The 26,767-nt window shown below is 54.1% G+C and carries 21 protein-coding genes and 1 pseudogene; 7 read left to right on the top strand and 15 right to left on the bottom strand.

Features of this window, described 5'->3' with window-relative positions; translation table 11 throughout:
* Positions 1–24: 24 nt before the first annotated feature.
* The 7 genes from mglC to ACI2I2_RS07815 form a co-directional block, all read right to left on the bottom strand.
* On the bottom strand, positions 25–1,035 hold the full coding sequence (gene mglC / locus ACI2I2_RS07845) for a galactose/methyl galactoside ABC transporter permease MglC (protein WP_404657407.1): 1,011 nt from the start codon (positions 1,033–1,035) through the stop codon (positions 25–27).
* Between the two features lie 15 nt (positions 1,036–1,050).
* On the bottom strand, positions 1,051–2,571 hold the full coding sequence (mglA, locus tag ACI2I2_RS07840; protein ID WP_404657406.1) for a galactose/methyl galactoside ABC transporter ATP-binding protein MglA: 1,521 nt from the start codon (positions 2,569–2,571) through the stop codon (positions 1,051–1,053).
* Between the two features lie 80 nt (positions 2,572–2,651).
* Positions 2,652–3,650 (bottom strand): galactose/glucose ABC transporter substrate-binding protein MglB, encoded by a 999-nt coding sequence (mglB, locus tag ACI2I2_RS07835; RefSeq protein WP_404657405.1) that lies wholly within the window; start codon positions 3,648–3,650, stop codon positions 2,652–2,654.
* A 284-nt stretch (positions 3,651–3,934) separates the two neighbouring features.
* Positions 3,935–4,960 carry an HTH-type transcriptional regulator GalS gene (gene galS / locus ACI2I2_RS07830; RefSeq protein ID WP_404657404.1) on the bottom strand — a complete coding sequence of 342 codons (1,026 nt, stop codon included), beginning with the start codon at positions 4,958–4,960 and terminating at the stop codon, positions 3,935–3,937.
* Positions 4,961–5,115: 155 nt separating this feature from the next.
* On the bottom strand, positions 5,116–6,273 hold the full coding sequence (gene yeiB / locus ACI2I2_RS07825) for a DUF418 domain-containing protein YeiB (protein ID WP_404657403.1): 1,158 nt from the start codon (positions 6,271–6,273) through the stop codon (positions 5,116–5,118).
* A gap of 20 nt (positions 6,274–6,293) precedes the next feature.
* A complete protein-coding gene (gene folE / locus ACI2I2_RS07820; protein ID WP_330982459.1) occupies positions 6,294–6,959 on the bottom strand; it encodes a GTP cyclohydrolase I FolE in 666 nt (221 codons plus the stop codon).
* 103 nt (positions 6,960–7,062) lie between these two features.
* A complete protein-coding gene (locus ACI2I2_RS07815) occupies positions 7,063–8,211 on the bottom strand; it encodes a YbfB/YjiJ family MFS transporter (protein WP_404657402.1) in 1,149 nt (382 codons plus the stop codon).
* A 138-nt stretch (positions 8,212–8,349) separates the two neighbouring features.
* Between ACI2I2_RS07815 and fghA the strand changes: the two genes are divergently transcribed.
* On the top strand, positions 8,350–9,186 hold the full coding sequence (gene fghA / locus ACI2I2_RS07810; protein ID WP_404657401.1) for an S-formylglutathione hydrolase: 837 nt from the start codon (positions 8,350–8,352) through the stop codon (positions 9,184–9,186).
* 74 nt (positions 9,187–9,260) lie between these two features.
* On the opposite strand, the pseudogene cirA reads toward fghA, so the two are convergent.
* The 3 genes and pseudogenes from cirA to yieE form a co-directional block, all read right to left on the bottom strand.
* A pseudogene (cirA, locus tag ACI2I2_RS07805) lies at positions 9,261–11,225 on the bottom strand (catecholate siderophore receptor CirA).
* Between the two features lie 291 nt (positions 11,226–11,516).
* Positions 11,517–12,986, bottom strand: a complete 1,470-nt coding sequence (gene lysP / locus ACI2I2_RS07800; RefSeq protein ID WP_404657400.1) for a lysine-specific permease — start codon at positions 12,984–12,986, stop codon at positions 11,517–11,519.
* A gap of 146 nt (positions 12,987–13,132) precedes the next feature.
* On the bottom strand, positions 13,133–13,999 hold the full coding sequence (gene yieE / locus ACI2I2_RS07795) for a DNA-binding transcriptional regulator YeiE (RefSeq protein ID WP_404657399.1): 867 nt from the start codon (positions 13,997–13,999) through the stop codon (positions 13,133–13,135).
* Between the two features lie 163 nt (positions 14,000–14,162).
* Between yieE and ACI2I2_RS07790 the strand changes: the two genes are divergently transcribed.
* Both ACI2I2_RS07790 and nfo read left to right on the top strand, forming a co-directional pair.
* Positions 14,163–15,212: a YeiH family protein gene (locus tag ACI2I2_RS07790; protein WP_404657398.1), complete on the top strand. Its 1,050-nt coding sequence runs from the start codon at positions 14,163–14,165 to the stop codon at positions 15,210–15,212.
* 82 nt (positions 15,213–15,294) lie between these two features.
* A complete protein-coding gene (gene nfo / locus ACI2I2_RS07785; RefSeq protein WP_404657397.1) occupies positions 15,295–16,152 on the top strand; it encodes a deoxyribonuclease IV in 858 nt (285 codons plus the stop codon).
* Between the two features lie 207 nt (positions 16,153–16,359).
* On the opposite strand, the gene fruA is transcribed toward nfo, so the two are convergent.
* Genes fruA through fruB form a run of 3 tightly spaced genes read right to left on the bottom strand, consistent with a single transcriptional unit; the run spans position 16,360 to position 20,130 of the window.
* Positions 16,360–18,045: a PTS fructose transporter subunit IIBC gene (gene fruA / locus ACI2I2_RS07780; protein WP_404657396.1), complete on the bottom strand. Its 1,686-nt coding sequence runs from the start codon at positions 18,043–18,045 to the stop codon at positions 16,360–16,362.
* Positions 18,046–18,061: 16 nt separating this feature from the next.
* The gene (gene fruK, locus ACI2I2_RS07775; RefSeq protein ID WP_404657395.1) at positions 18,062–19,000 is read right to left on the bottom strand and encodes a 1-phosphofructokinase; all 939 of its coding nucleotides are present in this window, start codon (positions 18,998–19,000) and stop codon (positions 18,062–18,064) included.
* Positions 19,000–20,130: a fused PTS fructose transporter subunit IIA/HPr protein gene (fruB, locus tag ACI2I2_RS07770; protein WP_404657394.1), complete on the bottom strand. Its 1,131-nt coding sequence runs from the start codon at positions 20,128–20,130 to the stop codon at positions 19,000–19,002. Before fruB ends, fruK begins: the two co-directional genes overlap by 1 nt.
* A gap of 368 nt (positions 20,131–20,498) precedes the next feature.
* Here fruB and setB point away from each other — a divergent pair, with 368 nt between their 5' ends.
* Positions 20,499–21,680, top strand: coding sequence for a sugar efflux transporter SetB (setB, locus tag ACI2I2_RS07765; protein ID WP_404657393.1), 1,182 nt, complete (start codon positions 20,499–20,501; stop codon positions 21,678–21,680).
* On the opposite strand, the gene ACI2I2_RS07760 is transcribed toward setB, so the two are convergent.
* The gene (locus tag ACI2I2_RS07760; RefSeq protein WP_404657454.1) at positions 21,677–21,931 is read right to left on the bottom strand and encodes a YkgJ family cysteine cluster protein; all 255 of its coding nucleotides are present in this window, start codon (positions 21,929–21,931) and stop codon (positions 21,677–21,679) included. The two genes, setB and ACI2I2_RS07760, sit on opposite strands and share 4 nt — an antisense overlap.
* A gap of 134 nt (positions 21,932–22,065) precedes the next feature.
* Here ACI2I2_RS07760 and yeiP point away from each other — a divergent pair, with 134 nt between their 5' ends.
* The gene (gene yeiP / locus ACI2I2_RS07755; RefSeq protein ID WP_330982487.1) at positions 22,066–22,638 is read left to right on the top strand and encodes an elongation factor P-like protein YeiP; all 573 of its coding nucleotides are present in this window, start codon (positions 22,066–22,068) and stop codon (positions 22,636–22,638) included.
* A 144-nt stretch (positions 22,639–22,782) separates the two neighbouring features.
* Here yeiP and uxuA read toward each other — a convergent pair whose 3' ends face one another.
* Positions 22,783–23,973, bottom strand: a complete 1,191-nt coding sequence (gene uxuA, locus ACI2I2_RS07750; RefSeq protein ID WP_404657392.1) for a mannonate dehydratase — start codon at positions 23,971–23,973, stop codon at positions 22,783–22,785.
* A gap of 206 nt (positions 23,974–24,179) precedes the next feature.
* On the opposite strand from uxuA, the gene ACI2I2_RS07745 reads away from it, so the two are divergent.
* On the top strand, positions 24,180–25,646 hold the full coding sequence (locus ACI2I2_RS07745; RefSeq protein WP_404657391.1) for a mannitol dehydrogenase family protein: 1,467 nt from the start codon (positions 24,180–24,182) through the stop codon (positions 25,644–25,646).
* Between the two features lie 132 nt (positions 25,647–25,778).
* Positions 25,779–26,756, top strand: a complete 978-nt coding sequence (locus ACI2I2_RS07740; RefSeq protein WP_404657390.1) for a CobW family GTP-binding protein — start codon at positions 25,779–25,781, stop codon at positions 26,754–26,756.
* Positions 26,757–26,767: the final 11 nt, after the last annotated feature.

Here is a 26,767-nt window from a genome sequence, read left to right as displayed (position 1 = left end):
GTTTTGTCGCTGCTACGCGGTAGATTACTTCTTACGGGCATACTTCAGGGAATCAAGTGCGACAGCGAAGATGATGATTGCGCCCTTGATAATATATTGCCAGTACGGGTTCACGCCGATGTAGGTCAGGCCGTAGTTGATAACGGTGAAGATGATAACACCGGTCACTACGCCGATAACGGTCCCGACACCGCCGCTGAACGACACGCCACCCACCACGCAGGCCGCAATCGCATCCAGTTCGTACATAAAGCCGAGGTTGTTAGTCGCCGAGCCGATACGCCCCGCTTCCAGCATCCCACCGAAGGCATAGAACACACCAGACAGCGCATAAATCATCAGCAGGTTCAGGGCGACGTTTACGCCTGAAACACGCGCCGCTTCCGGGTTACCGCCGATAGCGAAGATGTTTTTACCGAAGCGCGTTTTGTTCCACAGGATCCAGACAAAGACCGTCGCAATCAACGCGTAGAAGGTGATGTAGGACAAGCGGAAACTGCCCAGCGCGATAAACCCTTGCGTGAACGTCGAGAAGTGGGAATCAAAGCCGGAAACCGGAGAAGCGCCCACGAAGTCGTAATACAGGGAGTTGATACCGTAAACGATGATCATCGTACCCAAGGTGGTGATAAACGGCGTCACATTCAGGTAAGCGATGATGATGCCGTTGACCAGGCCAATGACCGCGCCGATAGCACAGACGATCAACAGGACCAGTGGGATAGGCATAGTTGCAAGGTCCGGGAACACTTTGTTGGCGTTATCCACGGATTGCAGCAGCGTTGCGGCGATAACCGCCGCCAGACCAACCTGACGTCCGGCGGACAGGTCTGTCCCTTGCGTCACGATAAGCCCTGCCACACCCAGTGCGATAATGATACGAACGGAAGACTGAGTCAGGATGTTACTCAAGTTCAGCAGACTTAAGAACGTGGGGTCCTGGAAAATAATAATGGCCAGTAACACTAAAAGAACGACGTAAATTCCGCCTTCTTTCAGATAAGTGAGAAAACTTTTCTTATTTAACGCACTCATGAGGAGCCCCTGATCTTAAAGGTGCAAAGACGCAAGACGTAAAATTTCGTTCTGCGTGGTAGTTTTAGTATCAACAATGCCAGCAACCTGACCATTACTCATAACCAGAATACGGTCAGTAATACCCAGCAGTTCAGGCATCTCGGAGGAGATGATGATGATCCCTTTCTCTCTTTTCGCCAGTTCTGCTATCAACTGATAAATTTCAAACTTGGCACCTACGTCAATCCCACGCGTCGGTTCATCCAGCATTAATATTTCAGGTTGGGTTAACAACCAGCGGCCGATAATCACCTTTTGCTGGTTACCACCCGACAGTGATCCAATCTGAGTACGATGGCCTGGCGTTTTTACACGCATTGAGTCAATAACCCATTGGGTATCACTCTTCATGCGGGAATTATCCAGCAGCCCGGTTTTACCTTTGTATTTCTTAATATTGGAGATAAGCGAGTTAAAGCCGATATCCAGATAAGCGTAAATCCCGGTGGAACGACGCTCTTCCGTGACCAGGGCAAAACCATGGTTAATCGCTTCGTTAGCACTGTGGTTATTAATTTTTTTACCGTGCAGCATAATGGTGCCGCTGGATTTTTCACGGATGCCGAAGAGCGTTTCCACGATGTCTGTACGCTTAGCCCCGACCAGCCCGGCAATGCCGAGGATCTCGCCTTTACGCAGGTCAAAGGAGACATCGCGGATGGACGGCTGGCGCAGAGACGTCAGGTTGCGCACTTCAAGAATGGTTTCACCCGGCGTGTTGTGTTTTTCCGGGAAGCGCTGGGTCAATGAACGGCCGACCATCATGGCGATGATCTTGTCCATGTCCAGGCCTTCCAGCGGCTGAGTAGCAATCCACTGACCGTCACGCAGGATGGTGATTTCATCACACAGCTGGAAGATTTCTTCCATTTTGTGGGAAATATAAACAATACCGCAGCCGCGTTCTTTCAGCTTACGAATAATTTTAAACAGATGGGTCACTTCTTTTTCCGTTAAGGAAGAAGTGGGCTCATCCATAATCACAATTTTGGCGTCATAGGAAAATGCTTTGGCAATTTCGATCATCTGCATTTGTGATACAGATAATGTGCCTACACGCGCACGCGGGTCGATATCGATATCTAACTCATCGAATATCGCCTTGGTGTCGTTATACATTTTGTCCTGGTCGACAAACATGCCTTTGGTCGGGTAACGCCCCAGCCACATGTTATCCATGACCGAACGCTGGAGAACCAGGTTAAGTTCCTGGTGCACCATAGAAATACCATTCTCAAGGGCTTCTTTAGCAGAATGGAAGTCGATCTCTTTTCCCTGAAAAATAATGCTACCGGAATCTTTTTGGTAGATCCCAAACAAACATTTTAATAATGTCGATTTGCCCGCTCCGTTCTCCCCCATTAAGGCATGAATAGAGTGAGGACGAACTTTCAAATTAACATTATCGAGCGCTTTAACGCCGGGAAATGACTTGTTGATACTGCTCATTTCCAACAAGAATTCGCCTGACGATTCTATTTTATTGCTGACCATAGTTAACCCTGGCTGCGCGAATGTTTTCCCGTGCTGACCGTCCAGCACGGGAGATATTTCAATGACGTCGTATTAAAAAATTACTTACCGATGAACTGAGACAGGTTGTCCTGATCAACACCTACGTAAGGAACGCGAACGATTTTGTTCTCGATTTTCCAGTTGGTGCCCGCAGCGGCTTCTTTGCCGTCAGCCAGGTTTTTCGCCAGATCAAACGTTGCTTTGGCCTGGTTGTTCGCATCATTCAGCACGGTGCCCGCCATTGCGCCAGATTTCACCAGTGCCAGAGCTTCTGGCAGCGCATCCACACCAAACACAGGAATGCTGGTTTTGTTGTGGGCTTTCAGCGCTTCTACTGCACCCATTGCCATCGCATCGTTGTTGGCGATAACCACTTCGATTTTGTTAGCGTTCGGGCCAGAGAGCCACGCGTCCATTTTGTCTTTAGCCTGAGCGGTATCCCACATCGCGGTATCCAGCTGCAGCTGCTGAGTTTTGAAGCCTTTGTCGTTCAGCTCTTTGATAACGTAGGTGGTACGAGCTTCAGCATCTGGATGGCCTGGCTCGCCTTTCAGCAGCACGAACTGAATCTGGCCGTCTTTGTTCAGATCCCAATTTGGGTTCGCTTTCCAGTGTTTTGCAATCAGGTCGCCCTGGATGATACCGGACTCTTTGGAGTCAGTACCGACGTAGAAGGCTTTGTCGTAGCTGTCCAGCGCTTTGCGGGATGGCTCTTTGTTGAAGAACACCACCGGCACGTTCTGACCACGTGCTTTTTCGATAACGGTGCCTGCCGCAGCCGGGTCAACGAGGTTGATAGCCAGAGCTTTTACGCCCTTCGCCAGCAGCACGTCGATCTGGTCGTTCTGTTTGGACTGGTCGTTCTGCGAGTCATTCATCAGCAGCTGAACGTCTGGTGAGGCTTTGCCGTCTTTCTCGATCGCTTTACGCACCACAGACATGAAGTTATCGTCGTATTTATAGATAGTTACGCCGATACGGGTATCTGCTGCATGAGCAGCCGCGCCAAACAACATGCTTGCCATTACAGCGGACAGGGTTAACACCTTCTTATTCATGGTATCTCCGGTTATTTTTATGCAGGGTAGCTTATCGTGGCGGGCAAAACGTTAAAGAAAAGTTACTGACCGCCGAAGTTAAAATTCTACAAAAACCATCTTCCGTGTTCGGTAACAATCCAGACGAGCGTAAAATTGATTGCTTAGCGCTTTATTGCTATATAAAAACTGATTAATCACCGTTACATAGCGTTTCAGCCTTACAAACGCTGACATCATAGTCAGGCGAATGTTAAGATACTGTGAATTTACTCACAAATTGAAAGCGGTTACATCACGGCACATTATAAGTTAGTGATCGACCCCACAGATTGCTTCAGCGCCACCGAATGACGGCGCACCAGCGTCGGCATAAAACAGTGAGTTGCGCTGCTATCAAGCTTCCCGGCCGCCCCCATCAACGCCAGCTCGGTGGCCAGTTTCGCCATTGAAACGATGGGATAACGCACCGTCGTGAGCTGCGGATCGGTGTAACGCGCAATCGGGATATCATCAAAACCAATCAATGAGAGATGCTGCGGCACCGCAATGCCGTTGTCTTTCAGCGCCGTCAGCGCCCCGGCCGCCATGTTGTCGTTGTAGGCAAACACCGCCGTAAGCCCCTGATTTCGCCCGAGCAGCTCCACCATCGCCGCTTCGCCACCCTGCAAATCTGGCGAGCCTGTGCCCACCCATACTTCGGGCGCAGCAATGCCCTGCTCGCTCAATGCACGCAGCCATCCTTCATGACGCATCTGGTTGTCTTCGATTCCGTGACTGGAGCCAAGATAGCCGACACGCGTATGCCCTTGATTGAGCAGCATGCGCGTCGCCATCATCGCGCCGCTGACGTTATCCAGCCCGACACAGCGGTATTCATAGCCCGGCACAATGCGATTGATTAACACCATCCCGGGGATCTGATCGAGAAACTCCCCAAGCTCGGCATCGCTTAATGCTTTGGAATGCACGATAAGCGCATTGCAGCGCTGGCGAATCAGCACCTCAATCGCGTTTCGCTCTTTCTCTGCCTCGTGGTAACTGTTGCCAATCAGTACGTTTTTTTGAAACTGCTGAGCAACGGTATCGACCGCTTTGACCAGTGCACCGAAAAAGGCATCCGACACATCCATCACCACCACGCCGATGGTGTCACTGACCTGAGTGGCCAGTGCCTGGGCGTTGGCGTTGGGCCGATAACCCAACTCCGAAACGGCTTTCATCACCAGTTCACGAGTTTCAGGACTGACAAGCGGGCTGTTATTAAGCACGCGGGAAATGGTCGCGACGGAAACACCCGCATGGCGGGCCACATCACGAATGGTGATCATAACCACCGTCCTGTTGAAAATGGCAGCAACTCACAGTCACCCCCTGTGTTGAGCAAGGAGGCTATTCTGGCAGTGAGTCGGGAAGGACTACGTGAAGAAGCTCACAAGGATGGAAACGGTTACATCCGTTTTGTTAATGATTGTGATCCAGATCGTTATCTGGATGTTTTAGAAATGGATACCCCTGCAGCCCTTGCGGTTAACTGCCGCCACAGCCATTCCATCGGCCCCTGGCGGAAATGACTCAGCCAGAAAACAGAGAACAATATATTCACCAGCCAAATAGCCGGGACGAAAGCTAACAGCTGGAAGCGATCAAATTTCATAAACAGATCAAGATGATAGAACAGCGTGGTGCAGATGAGGGTTTGCAGCAGATAATTGGAAAGCGCCATGCGGCCCACACACGCTACGGCTCCCACCACACGAGATGCGCAAATCTGTGGCCAGAAGCCATAGGCCAGCGCAGCATAACCGATGGTCTGCAACGGTGCGCCCAGCTCTCTTGGAGCCTGTAACAGGAACGCACACCAGCGATAAGACCAGTCCAGATGCCATTGAGCCACTATCGCAGGCACGTTTATCAGCAGGCCAAGCGCAATCAATAGCGCACCGGTGCGGCGGTAATGTAACAAGCTGAACTGGCCTTTCAGCCAGCCGCTGCGCATCAACGCGGCGCCCATTAACATCATGCCCGCCAGCTGCCAGCCGTATTGCGCGCCTAATGCCAACAGACTATCTGACAGCATGTCCGCCCTGTTGCTGATGGCTTCAAACCCGCCCTTCAGCTTCCAGTATTGCTCGTATTGCAGATTCGCGGCATCTGGCACCCACGAACGGTTTGGCGCATCACCAGAAATAAATCCGAGGAAAACCAGCACTGCAATGCCAATCAGATACAGTACAACGCCGGTGTTAAACATCGATTTTGCACTGTGCGCTTCACGCACCATTCGCCAGCACACCAGCCCGACGAGCGAGTACGCCAGCAGGATGTCGCCATCCCAGAATAACAAGCCATGGCAAAAACCGAGCAGCGCCAGAAGAGACAACCGGGACTGGATCCAGCGCTTGCCGCGCGGCAGTAACAGCTGCAAACCAGCACCAAATAACAGGGCAAAGAGCGTCAGAAATTTTACCTGAGCGAACAGGTCGAGGATTGCCCATGTCCAGGCATCGCGTTCAGTGATCGCGCCATACCAGGCCGGGTTAAGATAGGCCGCCTTCGGCAAACCAAAGGCGGAGATATTGAGAAGCAGGATCCCCAGAATGGCAACGCCGCGAACAAAATCCAGCGTGACGTTTCGTTCCATGAAGTCCCTGCTTTTGCTAATTAGTTGTGATGACGAACCGCGCGCAGAAACTCCTGGCGGGTGTTCTGGCTTGATTTGAACAGACCACCGAGCGAGGTGGTCGTGGTCGCACTGGTTGCATCACGAATGCCGCGCGCTTTGACGCAGTAATGCACCGCATCAATGGAAACAGCCACATTGTTGGTGTCCAGCAGCGTTTGCAGCGCCACGAGGATTTGCTGAGTCAAACGCTCTTGCACCTGTGGGCGCTGAGCGAAGAACTGCACAATACGGTTGATTTTCGACAAGCCGATAACGGTGTCTTTCGGGATATACGCGACGGTCGCTTTACCATCGATAGTCACGAAATGGTGCTCGCAGGTGCTGGTCATCGAGATATCACGCACGGTCACCATCTCATCTACCTTCATTTTGTTTTCAATGACGGTGATTTTCGGGAAGTTGGCGTAATCCAGGCCGGAGAAAATTTCATCCACATACATTTTTGCGATGCGATGTGGCGTTTCAGTCAGGCTGTCATCGCTGAGGTCAAGATTCAGGAGCTGCATAATTTCGGTCATATGACCAGCAATCAGGTGCTTACGAGTTTCTTTGTCCATATCAACGGGAGGACGCAGCGGTGTTTCCAGACCACGCGCCAACAGCGCTTCATGAACCAGGGCGGCTTCTTTACTCAATGATGGCATTTAGGGTATCTCCTGCAGGTGTGGCGACCTTCGCTCTCTGAGGGCAAAGTGAGCACTCATTGTGCGTGAGGCCGCGCACAGAATCCAGTATTCACGGCGATAATTATTGAAATTGGCTTAACCTTTCATGCTGAGAACGCCAGACCAGCGCGCCGCCAATGAATAGCGCGATAGCCGCTACGCCCAGCGCCGGTTCCAAACGTTGCGTTAGCCAGGTTGAAAGCGCGGAAGTCATCGGCCCGACAAGCTGACCGATGGCGTATCCTGTGGTCAATAAGCCTGCCATGTAACGAGTATGCTGCGGGGCCAGTTCGCGCCCATACAGCAGCGAAAGCTGGACGGCACAAAGAAAACCGCCGCCCACCAGCAACGCGCCAATCACCAGACCACTCATGCCCGGCAGCAGCCATGCGGCTAACACGCCAAGCGCCTGAAGCCATAAAACGACAGCGAGCCGTTGATGGCTGTGCCCCACGTCGCGCAGCAGAATGCTTAATCCAATGCCGATCACCGCCGAAGCACCAAACACGGGCCATAAGAACTGAGCAAATACGCTGCCCGGAAATCGGGCTGCCGCCATCTGTGACAGAAAGGTCGCAGGCAGAATATAGCCAAACCCGGCCAGGCTGTAGCTCCAGACTAAACGGCGCAAATCTGGCGTTAAGACCAATGACTCAGGTTTCACGCCGGGGCGATGTAACTCACCAGGGCGCGGCAACCAATGGGAAATAAAGGCGATTAACACCAGCGCCAGCAGACCGTAGAGCAACCAGCCAGCCGCCGCACTAAGATTGCCTGAATGAATGTAAACAGCCAGTAAACCGCTTATCGCAATCCCCGCACCCGGCCCGGCAAAAACAGCGGCACTCAGGCCAGGACGCCCGGCGTGGGCCAGTTTTTCGTTAGTCCAGGCGGCAGTCAGCACCATCGCCCAACCGCTCATGCAGCCAATCACAAATCGCAACAAGCCGTGGAACCAGGCGTTATCGGCCCAGGCAGAAAGCAGCGTGACTATGACGGCTCCGGCAATGCCTGCGAACAAACGCCCTTCCACCCGACGGCTGGCACGCATGGCGTCCCAGGCTCCTACCAGATAGCCCAGGTAATTCATGGCCGCCACCAGCCCGGCGGTGGTCAGCGTCAGCTGGTCTTCAGCCATCATCAGCGGCACCTGAGGTGTAAAGGCAAAGCGCCCTATCCCCATTGCCACCACCAGCATGACAAAACCACTCAGCGCGGTGCGTAGCGCCATGTTCGCCTCAAGTGTTAATGTAAAGTTGTGTTTATGATGCAACATGTAAACACAATGCGGAAGTGAAAGTTACTCATCGCCGTCGATGATCTGTATGATGAAACAGGTCATTTTCAATCATTTATCAGGGAGCCATGCATGGAACTGCTCGAAGAGCACCGTTGTTTTGAAGGCTGGCAGCAGCGCTGGCGGCACGACTCCAGCACGCTGAACTGCGCCATGACGTTCAGCATCTTTCTGCCACCGCCACGGGAGAACACCCCGCCGCCAGCGCTGTACTGGCTGTCAGGTTTAACCTGCACTGACGAAAACTTTGCGACCAAAGCCGGAGCACAGCGCGTTGCCGCCGAACTCGGTATTGTGCTGGTGATGCCAGATACCAGCCCGCGTGGTGAGAATGTGGCTGATGATGAAGCCTATGATTTGGGCAAAGGCGCAGGTTTCTACCTGAACGCGACACAAGCGCCGTGGGCCGCACATTACCGCATGTATGATTACCTCGCCGACGAACTGCCGAAGCTGATTCAGCAACAGTTCAGCGTGGCTGATCGCTGTGCGATTTCAGGCCATTCAATGGGTGGACACGGGGCATTAGTGCTGGCGCTGAAAAATCCAGGTCGCTATGTGAGCGTGTCTGCATTTGCGCCGATTGTGAACCCAAGCCGCGTTCCATGGGGGCAAAAAGCGTTTACGGCTTATCTGGGTGAAGATCAAAAAGCCTGGCAAGCGTGGGACAGCTGCGCCCTGATGCTGAACAGCGATGTGGATAATGCGATCCCTACGCTGATTGATCAGGGGGATAGCGATCAGTTTCTGGCGGATCAGTTACAACCCGCCGTGCTGGCCGAAGCCGCCCGACAGAAAAACTGGCCGCTGACGCTGCGTATTCAGTCCGGGTTTGATCACAGCTATTGGTTTATTGCGTCCTTTATCGAAGATCATCTGCGCTTCCATGCGCAGCATTTGATGAAGTAATGCTTTCGTGCGGTCTGATGCCCTCTCCCCCAGCCCCTCTCCCACGGGGCGAGGGGAGTAAAACATAGGCTCTGTCAGAAACGGTAATCCAGCGCCATAAAGTAACGGCGTCCGTCTTCGTTGTAGCTGTAGTCGTCGCGGCTAAGGTCTTTATCCGTCAGGTTCATCACCCCGGCGCGCAGTTTGACGTTTTTCGTCGCCTGCCAGCCACCTCCCGCATTCCAGATAACGTAGCCGCCAGGCGTTGCTCCACCGGTGGCAATGGCGCGTTTCTCACCAGAATAATTGGCCTGCACATAGAACGACCAGTCTTGCGTCGCCTGCCAGTCCACGACACCATTCGCGGTATGGAACGGCAGTTCGGACAGCGGTTTATTGCCGCCGTTGCTCAGGTCACGCCCGTCGTTGTAGGTGTAATTCAGCGTCACTTTCCAGTCTTCCGCCAGCGGCACTTTCAGCTCAGTTTCTACCCCGCGAATGCGTGCTTTATTGACGTTGTAATAGCGGAAAATCGGCTCACCATCGGCATTAAGCCCCACATAGTTCGGGTAGTCTTTTGCCTGATTAACGTTGGCGGTACGGCTGATGCTGATACGATCGTCCACGTTGTTCTGGAAGGTCGTGATACTGCCCTGCACGCCTTCCAGCCAGCCTTCTTCACCCGCGTAATAGAGCCCCAGTTCGTAGCTTTCGCTGGTTTCCGGTTTCAGGTCCGGGCTACCGACGATTTCACAAGCGCCACGACAGGAACCTGTTGTCCAGTCCGGGCTAAGCTGCAATAAAGACGGGGCTTTAAACGCGTTTGCCCAGCCACCTTTGACCGTGACGGTATCGGTCGCGTTATAGACCAGATAGGCGCGCGGGCTCCAGTGATCGCCGTACGTTTCGTGGTCGTCCATACGCACGCCGGTGGTCAGCGCCAGCGGCTCAAAAATCCGCCATTCGTCTTCAATAAACAGCGCGTACTGGCTGGCTGAGGTGTTACCGCTGCCTTTTAAATTCACCGGATCTTCAAGCTTGTCGTGACGCCATTCACCGCCGAGCGTCAGCAACTGATTGATGGGGCTCAACGGCAGAACATATTTGCCGTCGATGGAGTTGCTCTCAGACGTGATCACCCCGGCCTGCTCCGGGTTTTTGTTATCCACTTTTTCGCCGTAGAACTTCAGTTCGCTGTTGCCGACATCCCAGCGTCCATTGTGGCTCAAGGAGTAGTTTTGGCGCTCAAGACGGTTTTTGTCGAGCGAGTCGGAATCCCTGTCCTGCCTGTCGAACCCGTATCCTGCGGTGAAGTCGTGATTGTCGTTTGGCGTCTAGGCTAATTCGACGTTTGCATCGCGGCTGGTGAACCCCTCGATACGAGGAGATTCGCCGCTGGCGGTAGTGGAGGATTTCTGCTGTTCGTCTTTTTCGCGCTTAGACAAATTGCCATAAGCTTTCATGCCCAGCACGCCGTCAACCAGTGGGCCGCTGGTGAAGAACTGGCCGTTATAGGTATCGCCACGGTCACGGTGTTCCTGAAGGGTGGTGTCCGCCGTAACGGAACCATGCCATTTCTGGCCAATCTTTTTGGTGATGATATTCACCACGCCGCCGAGCGCATCAGAGCCGTAAAGCGAGGACATCGGGCCGCGCACCACTTCGATTCGCTCGATGGCATCCACCGGGATCCAGTTCAGGTCAAAGTCGTTATGACGGAAAACGGCGTTACGGGAATTGACGCGTTTGCCATCCACCAGAATCAGGGTGTAGCTGCTGTCCAGACCGCGCAGACTCACGCCTTTGCGGTTATCACCTTCGTTGGTGAGTTGCACGCCAGGCACATCCTGGAGAACATCTTTCAGATTCTGTACCGGGCGACGCTGCAGATCCTGCTGGGTAATCACGCTGATACTGGCAGGCGCGTCCTTCACGCTTTGCTCCGTGGCCGCGGCGGTAACCACCAGCGTTTCGCCGTCATTAGCGGCAAGAACTGGCGTCGCCAGTGTGAATACGGACGCGCACAACCCGCCCCGAACGATGGGATTCAACCTGAACATTTCCATTCTCCATGAGGTAAACACAACAAAAAAAGCTCACCGTCTCTCGCCCGCCTGATGCGACGCGCGTCAACGTGTCTGAGTCAAAAGAGATGTGGCTGGTCACCCTGGTCCGGAGGCGTCCTCGGACAAGATGCGGGGGAGTGGCTTCATCCTGAAAGTGCGAAGATGATAAAGAGAATGATAACAATTATCAATTTAATTGTGACCATGTGTGTCAGCAGAAACAACGGATAACACAAAGAAAAAACCCTCCACGATGGGAGGGTTTGGGCAGAAAGCTTCTGATGATTACTTCTTGAAGCGTTCCGGGAAGTGCATTTCGCTGTAACGCACGAAATGGGTGCCCTTCGCAATTTTGTAGCCAAACCAGATGGCGAGGAACAGCGGAATACCAATGTAGGTTGCCGCTACGCCGCCCCAGTCAATGGTGTCTTTCAGGAAGGCTTCGTAGTTCTGGCCGAGCGTGATAATCAGGCACAGCACAAAGGCGAAGATTGGCCCTAACGGGAAGAAACCAGAGCGGTATGGCAAATCGTTAATGTCGTGCCCTTGCATCACGTAACCACGACGGAAACGATAATGACTGATGGCAATGCCCAGCCAGGCGATAAAGCCCGTCATACCGGACGTGTTAAGCAGCCACAGGTAAACGGTCTGGTTGCCAAACATGGAGGTCAGGAAGCACAGCCCGGCGATAACCGTGGTGGCATACAGCGCGTTGCGTGGCACGCCGCCTTTCGACAGTTTGGAGAAAATACGTGGCGCTTTGCCGTCACAAGCCAGGGTGTACAGCATACGTGTGGACGCATACATCCCGGAGTTACCCGCAGACAGAACCGCAGTCAGGATAACGGCGTTCATCACCGCCGCCGCAGACAGCAGACCGGCGTGCTGGAAGACCAGCGTGAACGGGCTGACGGAGATATCTTTCACGTCATTACGCAGCAGACTTGGATCGGTGTAAGGAATGATCAGGCTGATAATCAGGATAGCGAACACATAGAACAGCAGGATACGCCAGAATACCTGACGCACCGCGCGAGGAATGTTCTTCTCCGGGTCTTCGGATTCACCCGCAGCGATACCGATAAGCTCAGTGCCCTGGAAGGAGAAGCCGACAATCATCGCCACGCCAATCATCGCCGCAAAGCCCCCGGCAAACGGTGCATCGCCGGTTGTCCAGTTGCTCCAGCCCACTGGCTGCGCGCCTTTAAAGATGCCGAAAATCATCAACACGCCGACAATGATAAAGATAATGACGGTGGTCACTTTGATCAGCGAGAACCAGTATTCAGCTTCACCAAAGCCTTTAACGGAGATCCAGTTCAGCAGGAACATGATGCCGAGGAACAGTGCGCTCCAGATCCAGCCTGGGGTGTCCGGGAACCAGTAGTTCATGACCAACTGTGCAGCAACGAGGTCAACCGCGATGGTCACAGCCCAGTTGTACCAGTAGTTCCAGCCGAGTGCGAAACCAAAGCCTTCTTCGACATAGTTCTGACCGTAGGTCGCAAACGAACCGGATACCGGCATATAAGCCGCCAGTTCACCGAGGCTTGTCATCAGGAAGTAAACCATCAGACCGATAAGCATATAAGAAAGCAGAGCGCCGCCAGGGCCCGCCTGTGAAATGGTTGCCCCAGAGGCAACAAATAACCCTGTACCGATTGATCCGCCAATGGCGATCATCGTCAGGTGACGCGCCTTGAGTTCGCGACGCAGCGCGGGCGCTTCTGTGGTTTTAGTTTCGGAAACCATATAAAAATGCTGTCCATCCAAAAAATGAGGCGCAATTCTAGCAGACGATCACCGTTCCATCCGGTGGAAATGCGCAGTTATAAGAGAGCTTCATGATGGCTCGCGGATTATAAGTAAAGCCCTTATGTTGCCGCTTTGCCAGGCCGTTAGATCTCGCAGTAACGCAGGAAGCGCTTGAGGGCATTGGAGAGGTGTTTTTGTCGATGGTGGATCCGCCAGAGCATGCGCGTCAGGCGTGGGAGCGGGACCTGCACTTCAACCAGCGTGCCGCTGTCGAGCTGCTCGGCAATCACTCTGCGTGAGAGACAGCTAATGCCAAGCCCATGGCGGACGGCATGTTTAATGGCTTCAGAATTGCCTAATTCCATACCGAGACGAAATTCGGGGAGATGGGAAAGCAGCAGATAATCGACCAGTTCGCGGGTACCGGAACCTTTTTCACGCAAGATCCATTGGGCGGCGGCGAGACGTGCCAGCGTCACCTCCCCTTCTAATAAAGAGGAACCCGGTGCGGCAAACACCACCAGCTCATCTTCCAGCCACGGCTCGGCGATGATGTCCGCCGAATGACACGGGCCTTCAATCAGCCCGATATCGACCCGGAAATCGCTGACGGCGTTAATCACATCCTGGCTATTGCCGACGCTCAGTTCGAGTGGCAAAGCAGGGAAATCCCGGCGGTAGCGAGCGATCACTTCCGGCAGGATGTAATTGCCAATAGTGCTGCTGGCAAACACACGGATCGCGCCGTTGTCTTCACGGAACAACTGCTCGATTTCCGTGGCCTGCTCCAGCGTCGCCAACGCACGCGGGTAAAGCAGCCGCCCATGCTCGTTAACCACCAGCCGTTTACCGAAGCGGTCAAACAGCTGAACGCCCAACTGCCCTTCAAGATCGGTGAGCGCCGCACTGACCGCCGACTGCGAAAGCGCCAGCATCTGTGAGGCCTGGGTGGTCGAGCCACTCTTCAGGACTTCGGCGAACACTTCCAGTTGGCGTAGGGTGATGTGCATGGGATTCCTCATTGATGCCCTGGATAAATCGAGCGACAGACCAAAGCCCTGCGGCTCGAAGTATGACGGATATACCAGTTATTACGATTGATTATAAATATATAATCAATTTTATCTTTAAACCAGCCCGGCGTAACCTTTAGCCCAGATAAAGGAGAAGGTTATGACAGCACTCACTCTCAATACGCATCGCCACTCGCTGTGGCACTTCATTCCCGGGCTGGCGCTGAGCGCGTTGATCACCGGCGTCGCGTTATGGGCAGGCAGTTTTCCGGCGATTTCTGGTGCGGGCTTTAGCGCCCTGACGCTGGCAATCCTGCTGGGGATGGTTATCGGCAACACGGTTTACCCCAAAATCTGGCAGCGCTGCGACGGCGGCGTGTTGTTTGCCAAACAGCATTTGCTGCGCCTGGGTATCATTCTTTATGGCTTTCGTCTGACGTTTTCGCAAATTGCGGACGTAGGGATCAGCGGCATCGCTATTGATGTGCTGACGCTCACCAGCACCTTTATGCTGGCGACCTTGCTGGGGCAAAAAGTGTTTGGTCTGGATAAGCACACCAGTTGGCTGATTGGCGCGGGCAGCAGTATCTGCGGGGCCGCAGCAGTATTAGCCACTGAGCCCGTAGTGAAAGCGGAATCCAGTAAAGTGACGGTTGCCGTAGCCACAGTGGTGATTTTCGGCACAATTGCGATTTTCCTCTATCCGGCCATGTACCCGCTGTTGGCGCACTGGTTCAGCCCTGAGACGTACGGCATTTATATGGGTTCTACCATGCATGAAGTGGCGCAGGTTGTGGCTGCGGGACATGCCGTTAGCCCGGATGCTGAGAATGCCGCGGTTATCGCCAAAATGCTGCGCGTGATGATGCTGGCTCCGTTCCTGTTGATTCTGGCGGCTCGCGTTAAGCAACTGGCTCCAGCCGGAAACGGTGAGAAAAGCAAAATCACGATTCCGTGGTTTGCCATCCTGTTCATCGTGGTCGCCATTTTCAACTCGTTCCACCTGTTACCAAAAGCAGTCGTCGATATGCTGGTCACACTGGATACCGTTCTGTTGGCAATGGCAATGGCCGCCCTGGGCTTGACCACCCACGTCAGCGCGCTGAAAAAAGCAGGTGCAAAACCTCTGCTGATGGCGTTGGTATTATTCGTGTGGCTGATAGTGGGCGGCGGCATCATTAACGTAGCGGTTCATGCCCTGATGGCATAAGGGCAGTACCACTCTCCTGTTATCCTCGCTATGATTAGCCTTTGTGATGATTTCCCCTCGGCGGGGTTAACAGGAGTTTTTTATGAAATACATCGGAGCCCACGTCAGCGCTTCCGGCGGCGTGGCAAATGCTGCTATCCGGGCAGCGGAAATCGGTGCCACCGCGTTTGCCCTGTTCACCAAGAACCAGCGCCAGTGGCGCGCCGCCCCGCTCACCAGCGACGTGATTGACGACTTCAAAGCGGCTTGTGAAAAATACCACTTCAGTTCGGCGCAAATTCTGCCCCACGATAGCTACCTCATTAACCTGGGCCACCCTGTCGCCGACGCGCTGGAAAAATCCCGCGAGGCGTTTCTGGATGAGATGCAGCGTTGCGAACAGCTTGGGCTGTCTCTGCTGAACTTCCACCCGGGTAGCCACCTGATGCAAATCCCTGTTGATGAATGCCTGGCGCGTATTGCGGAGTCGATCAACATCGCACTTTCGCAGACAGAAGGCGTGGTTGCCGTTATCGAAAACACGGCGGGTCAGGGAAGTAATCTGGGCTTCGAATTTGAACATCTGGCGGCCATTATCGACGGCGTGGAAGACAAATCTCGCGTCGGTGTCTGCATCGATACCTGCCACGCTTTTGCGGCGGGTTACGACTTACGCACCGCCGAAGCGTGTGAAAAAACCTTTGCCGATTTCGAACGTATCGTGGGCTTTGACTATCTGCGCGGTATGCACCTGAACGATGCCAAAAGTACCTTTGGCAGCCGTGTCGACCGCCACCACAGTCTGGGCGAAGGCAACATCGGACATGATGCTTTCCGCTGGATAATGCAAGACAACCGCTTCGACGGCATCCCATTGATTCTGGAAACCATCAATCCGGATATCTGGGCGGAAGAAATTGCCTGGCTGAAGGCGCAGCAAACAGAAGTTGCCGCTGCATAAAAAGAAAAAGGGCCGAATAGTCGGCCCTTCTTATTGCTGACAAAGAAGGAAAAAGCGTGGTTTTTCCTTCTTTGTGGTTATCAGCCGAAAATCAATAAATTGATTTTCCTTATTTGTTGTTCGGTCACTAATGACAAACTGCATTCGTTAGAGGTCTGTCATCAGTCTCAAGGGCCGAATAGTCGGCCCTTTTTTAACGCGTCTGAATTAAGCCGCTTTCGCCACAACTTCTGCTTCAGGGCGTTTCAGCACCGCATAAGAGAGACCCGCTACCAGCGTACCGGCGATAATCGCCATCAGGTAACCCAGCACCGGCGTGATAGCGCCTGGGATCAGCAGAACGAACAGACCACCGTGTGGTGCCATCAGTTTCGCGCCGATCGCCATGGAGATAGCCCCAGTCACTGCTCCACCAACGATACAGCAAGGCAGAACACGCATTGGGTCACGGGCAGCGAAAGGAATCGCCCCTTCGGTGATGAAGCACAGCCCCAGCACCAACGCCGCTTTACCGCCTTCACGCTGCGCTTTATCAAACTTATTGCGTGCAACAATCGTTGCCAGACCCAGCGCCAGCGGTGGCACCATTCCGGCCGCCATAATCGCCGCCATCGGCGCATAGGTTTGTGTACTCAGCAGACCGACGCCGAAGGCATACGCCGCCTTGTTCACCGGCCCGCCCATATCAGTACACATCATCCCGCCAAGGATTGCCCCCAACAGAACCGCGTTCGCCGTGCCCATGGTTTGCAGCCAGTGAGTCAGACCCGCCAGAATACCCGCAACAGGTTTACCGATCAGGTAGATCATCGCCAGGCCCACAATCAGGCTGGAAAGCAGCGGAATGATCAGAATCGGTTTCAGCGCTTCCATACTTGGCGGCAGCTTCACTTTGGTGCTGATCATTTTCGCGACATAACCCGCGAGGAAACCAGCGATGATCCCGCCGATAAAGCCAGAGCCAGTGCTCACTGCGAGCATACCGCCGATAAGACCCGGCGTCAGGCCTGGACGGTCTGCGATAGAGAAGGCGATATACCCTGCCAGCACTGGCACCATCAGAGCGAATGCGGAACCGCCACCGATTTGCATCAGCGCCGCCGCCAGCGTGCCCTCTTCTTTAAAGGCCGTAATCCCGAACGCGAAAGACAGTGCGATACACAGACCGCCCGCGACGACCATCGGCAGCATATAAGAAACACCGGTCAGCAGGTGGCTGTACGCCCCGCCTTTCTTACCGCTATCTTTGCTCGCAGACTGGACGTTGCCAGAAGGCTGATAAGGCTGAGCTTCAACAACGGCCTTATCCAGTTCCTGAGCGGTTTTCTTCAGCGCCAGCCCCGTGGAAGTGCGATACATCGGTTTGCCCGCGAATTTCGCCAGGTCCACCTCGATATCTGCGGCAACGATAACCAGATCGGCTTCAGCCACTTCTTCCGGCGTAATGGCGTTGCCTGCACCAACAGAGCCACGCGTTTCTACTTTTACCCACCAGCCGCGTTTTTTCGCTTCGGTTTCGATGGCTTCAGCCGCCATAAAGGTATGCGCCACACCTGTTGGGCACGCGGTAACGGCCACAATGCGTTTAGCCCCGCTTTTGGCAACTGGAACCAGCGCCGCTGGGGTCGCATAAGGTTCGGCGTGGGATTTAGCCTCGCTCAGGAACAGTTCCGGATGTGCCACAGCGCGATTGACGTCGCCGAGGTAAACCTGTTTGCCGTTCAGCGCGCTGTCAGCAGGCAGCGCAGAGCCCAACACGATAGCCAGTTCAGCATCGTTCGGGTTGTCGATAATCTCTAAATGGGCCTTTTGGGCCGCCGCCCCCAGCAGGGTTTTCGCCATATAGGCGCGCGCCTGTCCGAGTCCGGAGTCGATAATCAGCAGCGTTTTCATTATGCCTCTCCTGCTGTTAATTGAAGGGTTGTAAGTCAACGCGCGCCATCATCGCGGCCAACTGGGTACGATCGGTAATACCTACGTTACTTTGACTGACGGCCAGTGCAGCCACCGCGGTCGCCAGACGTAAAGTGTGTTCACTGGATTCACGCATCAACAGGCCGTAAATCAGACCGCCGACCATGGAATCCCCGGCACCCACTGTGCTGACGACTTCCACTGACGGCGGCTTGGCAATCCATTCACCGGAAGCGTTGACCCACAGTGCGCCTTCAGCACCCAGTGAAATCACCACGTGGGCGATGCCTTGCTCACGCAAAGCGTGCGCGGCTTCAATCACGTCTTTCATCTCTGGCAACTTACGGCCTGCCCAGATTTCCAGCTCGCGACGGTTTGGCTTCACCAGCCATGGCGCCGCTTTCAGTCCAGCCACCAGCGCTTCACGACTGCTGTCGAAAATGATGCAAGGGCACTGGCTGCGCAGGCGAGTCATCCAGTCGGTGAACGCTTCCGGGCTCACGCCTGCGGGCAAACTGCCGCTCACGCAGACCATGTCGAACTGCCCTAACCAGGTGAGGGAATCGTTGACGAAACGTTCCCAGTCATTTGCCGTCACTTCAAAACCGGAGAAGTTAAAATCGGTTACTTCGCCGTCTTTTTCCGTCAGCTTGACGTTAATACGCGTACGGCCCTGGACGACCTGGAAACGGTTGGCGATGCCAAGCTCGCTGAAGAGCTGCTGAAAACCGTCCTGGTTGTCTTTTCCCAGGAAGCCGCCCACGGTGACATCAATGCCCAAATCTTTGAGCACTTTGGCGACGTTAATGCCTTTGCCCGCGGCGTGCAGGCCGGTGGTGCGAACCAGGTTCACTTCACCCCGTTCAACTTCTGGTGTGAAACCGACGAGATCGTAGGCCGGGTTTAAGGTAATAGTAGCAACACGTCTGCTCATTATGCGCCCTCCCCAAGACCGGCGGCGATGGCTTCACCGATGGCATTCAGTGCCACCTGCGCATCTTCACCCTGAGCGGTGAAACGCAGACGATGGCCTTTCTTCACACCCAGCGCGACGACTTTCATCAGGCTACGCCCATTGGCAGGTTTACCGCTGCCGTCGAGGTTGGTAACGGTAATGTCACTGTTGAATTGCTTAATAGTGTTGACCAACATGGTGCCCGGACGTGCATGCAGACCGTGTTCGTTACGCACCACAAACTCGGCGCTCAGTACATCTTCCGCTGGCGCTTCATCACTGGTCAGCAACGCAAGCAGCGTCGCCGCGTCCGCATTCAGCAAACGTTCAGCTTTGTTCTCCAGCAGCAACGCACTCAGGCGATTAAGGACCGAAGTCGGCTGTTCATCGGCCATGGCAACGGTCACCAGCAATGCAGCTGATTGCCCGTCAACGGCAAACGGTGCCGCGGCACGGCTGACAGCAACCGCACTTTTCAGGTTGCCTTCAGCACTGTCGTTCAGCCAGATGCCCTGGCCCAGGTTCAGCGGCTTGTCATTAATGACGTGAGCCACAAAGACCGCATCAGCCGCACCGGCTTCTTTCAGGCGCGCTGCGTTCAGTGCCTGCAACGTCACCAGATCCGTCGCCGCGACATCCAGCGACAGCGTCTCGTTATCGAGTTTCAGCGCTTCGCTCTGTTTTTCTCCCATCAGCAGTGCACGCAGCTCTTCCGCTGTGGTCGCGCTTTTCAGCTGTTCGGCCACGCTGTCGTCGCTCAGTACATGAGTCAGCTGACGCAGCAAACCGAGGTGTTCATCAGAACTGGCGGCGATACCAATAGCGACGTAAGCCGTCTGGCCTTCGCCCCAGCTCACACCCTGTGGGAACTGATAAACCTGAACGCCGGTTTTCAGCACCTGGTCGCGGGTGTCGGTGGTGCCATGGGGAATGGCAATGCCATTGCCAAGAAACGTGGAGGTTTGCTGCTCGCGAGCCAGCATTCCGTCGACGTAACCTCCGGCGACATTGCCGGCGTTCACCAGCGCTGACGCTATCTGGCGAATGGCCTCTTCTTTATTCCCGGCCTGTTGGCCAGGATGAATATCCTGAGCTGATAACTGGAACATGGGTCTCCTCTCTCGCTGAATTGAATCGTTTCAGCCATGGTGAGAAAAAATGCGCCACCCTGAGGCGTACTGACTTCAGAACGACGCTGAAACGTTTCAAGAAGTCTGTGTCAGCCTTGATTAATCTGCAAGCAAAGTTGGCTTTCTGATGTAAGAATTTAGAGCTACTGCACATTTTATTATCATTCTCGCCACATTTGCTGAAGCTCAAAACGCGTTTCAGCGCTTCGTTCAGCCACCTTCAGCGCCAAGTATTTCAGGAGTGAAATGCCATTTTGATTTTTCGTGTCTAACTTGACGCGCTCCCTGTTTATTTTCTGACAGTCAGCGTAAACTCCTGCGTCTTGCTGATCCTCTGATAACCCAACATGCTGAACACGACCGCTGCCGCCCCTCGTAGGGGATTTGACCTGACGTCCTCCGCTTTTCTGCTCGTCGCTTTCCTCACAGGAATTGCCGGCGCATTGCAGACGCCCACGCTGAGCTTATTTCTGACCGAAGAGGTTCACGTCCGCCCGGCGATGGTGGGGTTCTTCTTTACCGGCAGTGCGGTGATCGGCATTCTGGTCAGCCAGTTTTTGGCGGGGCGTTCCGACAGGCAGGGCGACAGAAAAAAGCTCATCGTCTTTTGCTGCTTGCTGGGCATGCTGGCCTGCGTGCTGTTCGCCTGGAACCGGAACTATTTCATTCTGCTGTTTATCGGCGTCTTTCTGAGCAGCTTCGGCTCGACATCAAACCCACAAATGTTCGCGCTGGCGCGTGAGCATGCGGATAAAACGGGCCGCGAAGCCGTCATGTTCAGCTCCATCCTGCGTGCTCAGGTTTCTCTGGCCTGGGTGATTGGCCCGCCGATCGCCTATGCGCTGGCAATGGGGTTTGGTTTTACCGCGATGTATCTGTCCGCAGCAGCGGCTTATATTGTTTGTGCAATCATCGTCTGGATGTTCCTGCCGAGCATGCTGAAAGCACGCCCAGCAGCCGGTACGCATATTGAAGCGCCGCGCACCAACCGCCGCGATGCGCTGTTGCTGTTCGGTATTTGCACCCTGATGTGGGGCACCAACAGCCTGTACATCATCAATATGCCGCTGTTTATCATCAGTGAATTGCATCTGCCGGAGAAACTGGTCGGCGTGATGATGGGCACCGCCGCGGGCCTTGAAATTCCTACCATGCTGATAGCCGGTTACTACGCAAAGCGCTTTGGCAAGCGCTTCCTGATGCGTATCGCCGTGGTCGCTGGCGTGCTGTTTTATGCAGGTATGCTCACCGTGCATTCCCCTGCTCTGTTGCTGGTAATGCAACTGCTGAACGCTATCTATATCGGTATTCTCGCCGGGATTGGCATGCTCTATTTTCAGGATTTGATGCCTGGCCAGGCCGGAGCCGCCACCACGCTTTACAGCAACACGACGCGTGTGGGTTGGATAATCGCGGGTTCAATGGCAGGCGTTGTGGCAGAAATCTGGAGCTATCATGCGGTGTTCTGGATTGCGCTGGTGATGTGCGTGCTGAGCGCTGTCGGCCTGTTAAAAATTAAAGACGTTTAAGGTGCGGTAAGGGCTTCCAGGTGAATAAGGTAAGTCATCGCCAGTTCACGGCTGGTGGAGCACATCTCGAAGGAAGGCTTCAGCCCGGCGCACACTTTTGGACGCAGCGGTGAGCCAAAAATCTTACAGCGCTGTTGAGCATCAAGCTGCACACAGGGTGTGTTAGCAGGTTTGCCCTCAGGCATTCCCGGGATCGGGCTGGAAATCGAAGGCGCGGTACAGCAGGCGCCACAGTCCGGTCGGCAATCCATCATTGAGTCTCTCATTTAGCGGGAACCGCACCTTATCACCTTTTCACAAATCCGGCGAATTCCACTTGCCTGAAAGCCCCGGCACGAGTACTTTGACGCGATATTTTTGACTCTTTTGAAACAGGATTATTGCAATGCCAAGAGCGAATGAAATCAAAAAAGGTATGGTGCTGAATTACAACGGCAAATTGCTGATTGTGAAAGACATCGATATCCAGTCCCCGAGCGCCCGTGGTGCAGCGACCCTGTACAAAATGCGCTTCGCCGACGTGCGTACCGGCCTGAAAGTGGAAGAACGCTTTAAAGGCGATGACATCGTGGACACCGTGAGCCTCAACCGTCGTTTCGTGGACTTTTCTTACATCGATGGAAACGAATACGTTTTCATGGATAAAGAAGATTACACGCCGTACACCTTCACCAAAGATCAGATTGAAGAAGAGCTGCTCTTTATTCCTGAAGGCGGTATGCCGGATATGCAGGTTCTTCTGTGGGACGGCCAGTTACTGGCGCTCGAACTGCCACAGACCGTTGATCTGGAAATTGTAGAAACGGCTCCTGGCATTAAAGGCGCGTCAGCAAGTGCCCGCAACAAACCTGCGACACTGACGACTGGCCTGGTCGTTCAGGTTCCGGAATATCTCAGCGCTGGCGAGAAAATTCGTATCCATATCGAAGAAAAACGCTATATGGGTCGCGCAGACTGATCGATGCCGAAACGGAAAAAGGGCAACTCATTTGAGTTGCCCTTTTTTATTGCCTGCTGGCGCTACGCTTAGCAGGCCTACGGTTTGAACCGCCAAACGTGTTGTAGGCCGGATAAGGCATTAGCCGCCATCCGGCAGTGTCCGTTACAGCAGTTCAGGGTATTTGGTCATCTTGAGCGTCAGCTCAACACCGCGCACTTCAGCCATGCCTTTCAGGCGGCCAATCGCCGAATATCCCGGGTTAGTTTTCTTTTTCAGATCGTCCAGCATCTGATGGCCGTGGTCCGGACGGAATGGAATCGGACGCAGATCGCCTGCTTTCTTACGGCGAGACTCTTCAGACAGAATGGCATCGACCACCGCAACCATGTTCACGTCACCGTTCAGGTGAGAACCTTCGTGGAACGTCTTCGGATTCTCTTCGCGGCAGGTGGCACGCAGGTGAGTGAAGTGAATGCGATCGCCAAAGGTCTCAATCATTTTCACCAGGTCGTTATCTGCACGCACACCGTACGAGCCGGTACACATGGTGAAACCGTTATTGATGCTGTCGACGGTCTCTTTCAGCCACTGCATATCTTCAATGGTTGAAACAATACGCGGCAGACCGAGGATTGGACGCGGTGGATCGTCCGGGTGCACAGCCAGGCGCACGCCCACTTCTTCAGCGACCGGTACGATGGCGCGAAGGAAAACAGCCATGTTTTCACGCAGCGTGTCTTTGCTGATGTGGTCATATTCCGCCAGACGCTGACGGAACTGGTCGAGGGTGTAACCCTCTTCCGCGCCAGGCAGGCCAGCGATGATGTTGCGGGTCAGCTTTTCGATTTCTGCCGCGCTCATCTTGTTGAAGTAATCCTGCGCCTGCTTCTGCTCTTCAGCACTGTAATCAGCTTCCGCGCCAGGGCGTTTGAGGATATGGATTTCAAAGGCGGCAAAGGCAATCTGGTCGAAACGCAGCGCTTTTGAGCCATCTGGCAGCGTGTATTCGAGGTCAGTACGCGTCCAGTCCAGAATCGGCATGAAGTTGTAGCACACGGTATCAATGCCACAGGCAGCCAGATTACGGATGCTCTGCTGATAGTTCGCAATCCAGGTTTTGCACTCACCAGACTGGGTTTTGATGTCTTCGTGTACCGGAATGCTTTCGACTACCGACCAGGTCAGCCCTTTTTCGGCCAGTAATGCCTTGCGAGCCTGAATCTCGTCGACCGGCCAGACCTGACCGTTCGGAATATGGTGCAGTGCCGTCACAACACCGGTGGCGCCAGCCTGGCGCACATCATCAAGAGAAACCGGATCATTCGGTCCATACCAACGCCAGGTTTGTTCCATTGTTTCACCCTCTTAAGTTGTCATACCAATATTGGTCACTTCGATGACGACTACCATACATGTTTATTTAGCAGGGTCAATTTTCGGCCTGACATTGATTGATCCAGCTCACATTCCCCGGATAAATACGGCACACCAATTCAATTTGCTGTCATATAACTTTACACTGCTCGTTGTTAATTAATGGTTAAGCAGGTGTTTATATAATGAAGACGATTGCCACCGCGACGCTCCCTGACAACGTACAGTTGCCTCAGTATGACCGTCAGCAGCTCCGTTCGCGAATTGTGCATTTCGGGTTTGGGGCATTTCATCGTGCGCATCAGGCGTTACTGACCGACCGGGTGCTTAATGCGAAAGGTGGCGACTGGGGACTATGCGAAATCAGCCTGTTCAGCGGCGATGTGCTGATGAGTCAGCTTCGCGCTCAGGATCATCTTTATACCGTGCTGGAAAAAGGGGCGGACGGCAATCAGCCCATTGTGATTGGCGCGGTGCATGAGTGCCTCAATGCAAAGCTCGACTCTCTGGCGGCGATCATCGAAAAATTTTGTGAGCCGCAGGTGGCGATTGTTTCCCTGACGATCACTGAAAAAGGGTATTGCATCGATCCGGCAACGGGCCGTCTGGATGTGACACAACCGCGGATCGTCCACGATCTGGAAAATCCTGCAGAACCCCACTCTGCCCCTGGCATTCTGGTGGAAGCGTTGCATCGCCGCCGCGAACGCGGGTTGGCTCCGTTTACGGTTCTGTCTTGCGACAACATTCCTGACAACGGCCATGTGGTGAAAAATGCCGTGCTGGGCATGGCACAGAAGCGTTCGCCTGAACTCGCCGAGTGGATTGCTGAACACGTCAGTTTTCCGGGCACCATGGTCGACAGGATCGTTCCGGCCGCAACGGAAGAATCGCTAGCTGAAATCACAGCGACGCTGGGCGTTGAAGATCCCTGCGCGATCAGCAGTGAGCCGTTCATTCAATGGGTCGTTGAAGATAACTTTGTCGCAGGCCGTCCTGAGTGGGAACTGGCTGGCGCACAGATGGTGAGTGATGTTCTTCCCTGGGAACAGATGAAACTGCGGATGCTGAACGGCAGCCATTCGTTCCTCGCCTATCTTGGCTATCTGGCGGGCTATGACCACATCAGCGACTGCATGCAAGACGAGGATTTCCGCGACGCCGCCTTACAGTTAATGATGCAGGAACAAGCGCCAACCTTACGCATTACGGGCGTTGATTTGCAGGCTTATGCCGACAGCCTCATCACACGCTTCACTAACCCAGCGTTGAAACACCGCACCTGGCAAATTGCGATGGACGGCAGTCAAAAACTGCCACAGCGCATGCTAGAGGGCATTCGTGTCCATCTGGAACGCGAAAGCCAGTGGCCCCTGCTTGCCCTGGGCGTAGCGGGCTGGATGCGTTACGTCAGCGGCACCGATGAAAACGGGCATGCTATTGATGTTCGCGATCCGCTTGCGGATAAGATCAAAGCTATTGTCGCCTCCAGTAGCGAAGACGACCGCGTCACCGCCCTGCTCACGCTGAGCGAGATTTTTGGCCAGGACCTGCCGCAGAACACTCGATTTGTGACCGAAATTCAGCAAGCCTGGCAGCGACTTGTTCAGCAAGGTGCTCGTCAGGCGGTGAAGAATACCCTCAAGATTTAACAGTTCCTGCTTTTTAGCGGACAGAATCCCCTTCTGTCCGCGCATTCCCTTCTCTTTTCCGTCGTTTTTCGCCAGGATAACGGGTTCTTGTTACAGTATTACACTGACACCGTTATGCAACCTGGAGCCCACGTGACCATAACCAACCTGATTACCGGTTTTCTTGGCAGCGGTAAAACGACCTCGATTCTCCATTTACTGGCCAACAAACCTGCTAATGAAAAATGGGCTGTGCTGGTGAATGAGTTCGGTGAAGTCGGGATCGACGGCGCTTTGCTGGCCGACAGCGGCGCATTGCTCAAAGAGATCCCCGGCGGCTGCATGTGTTGTGTCAACGGTTTACCTATGCAAGTTGGGCTTAATACGTTGCTGCGCCAGGCCAAACCCGATCGTCTGTTGATTGAACCAACGGGGCTCGGTCATCCAAAGCAGATCCTCGATATTCTGACCGCACCAGTGTATGAACCGTGGATTGAATTGCGTGCCACGCTTTGCGTGCTCGACCCTCGCCAGTTGCTGGATGAGAAAGTGGTGAACAATGAAAACTTCCGCGATCAGCTCGCTGCGGCAGACATCATTGTGGCCAACAAAAGCGACCGGGCAACGCAGGAAAGCAAAGTCGCCTTCAGCACCTGGTGGGACAACTTTGGCGGCGATCGTCAGTTTGTTGAAACAACTCAAGGTGAGATCGACGCTTCGCTGCTCGATTTGCCGCGTCGTAATCTGGCACAGCTCCCGGAAAGCGCGGCCCATTCGCACAGCCACGCCTCCAACAAAGGGCTGGCAGCATTATCTCTGCCTGAGCATCAGCACTGGCGTCGCAGTATCAATAGCGGTCAGGGCCATCAGGCCTGCGGCTGGATTTTTGATGCAGATACCGTCTTCGATACCATCGGCATTTTGGAATGGGCCCGTCTGGCGCCGGTTTCCAGAGTAAAAGGTGTGCTGCGAATCCAGGAAGGATTAGTGAGAATCAACCGTCAGGGTGCGGATCTGCGAATTGAAACCCAGGCCGTTGCGCCACCGGACAGCCGCATCGAACTGATTAATGATACCGAAACGGACTGGAACAGTTTGCAGTCCGCCTTGTTGAAGCTTCGTTTAAGTTAACGTCGGTATGG

Origin of the sequence: Scandinavium sp. NPDC088450, assembly GCF_044900545.1 — a bacterium.
Classification (GTDB): Bacteria; Pseudomonadota; Gammaproteobacteria; order Enterobacterales; family Enterobacteriaceae; genus Scandinavium.
This window is presented reverse-complemented; position numbering and strand designations above follow the sequence as displayed.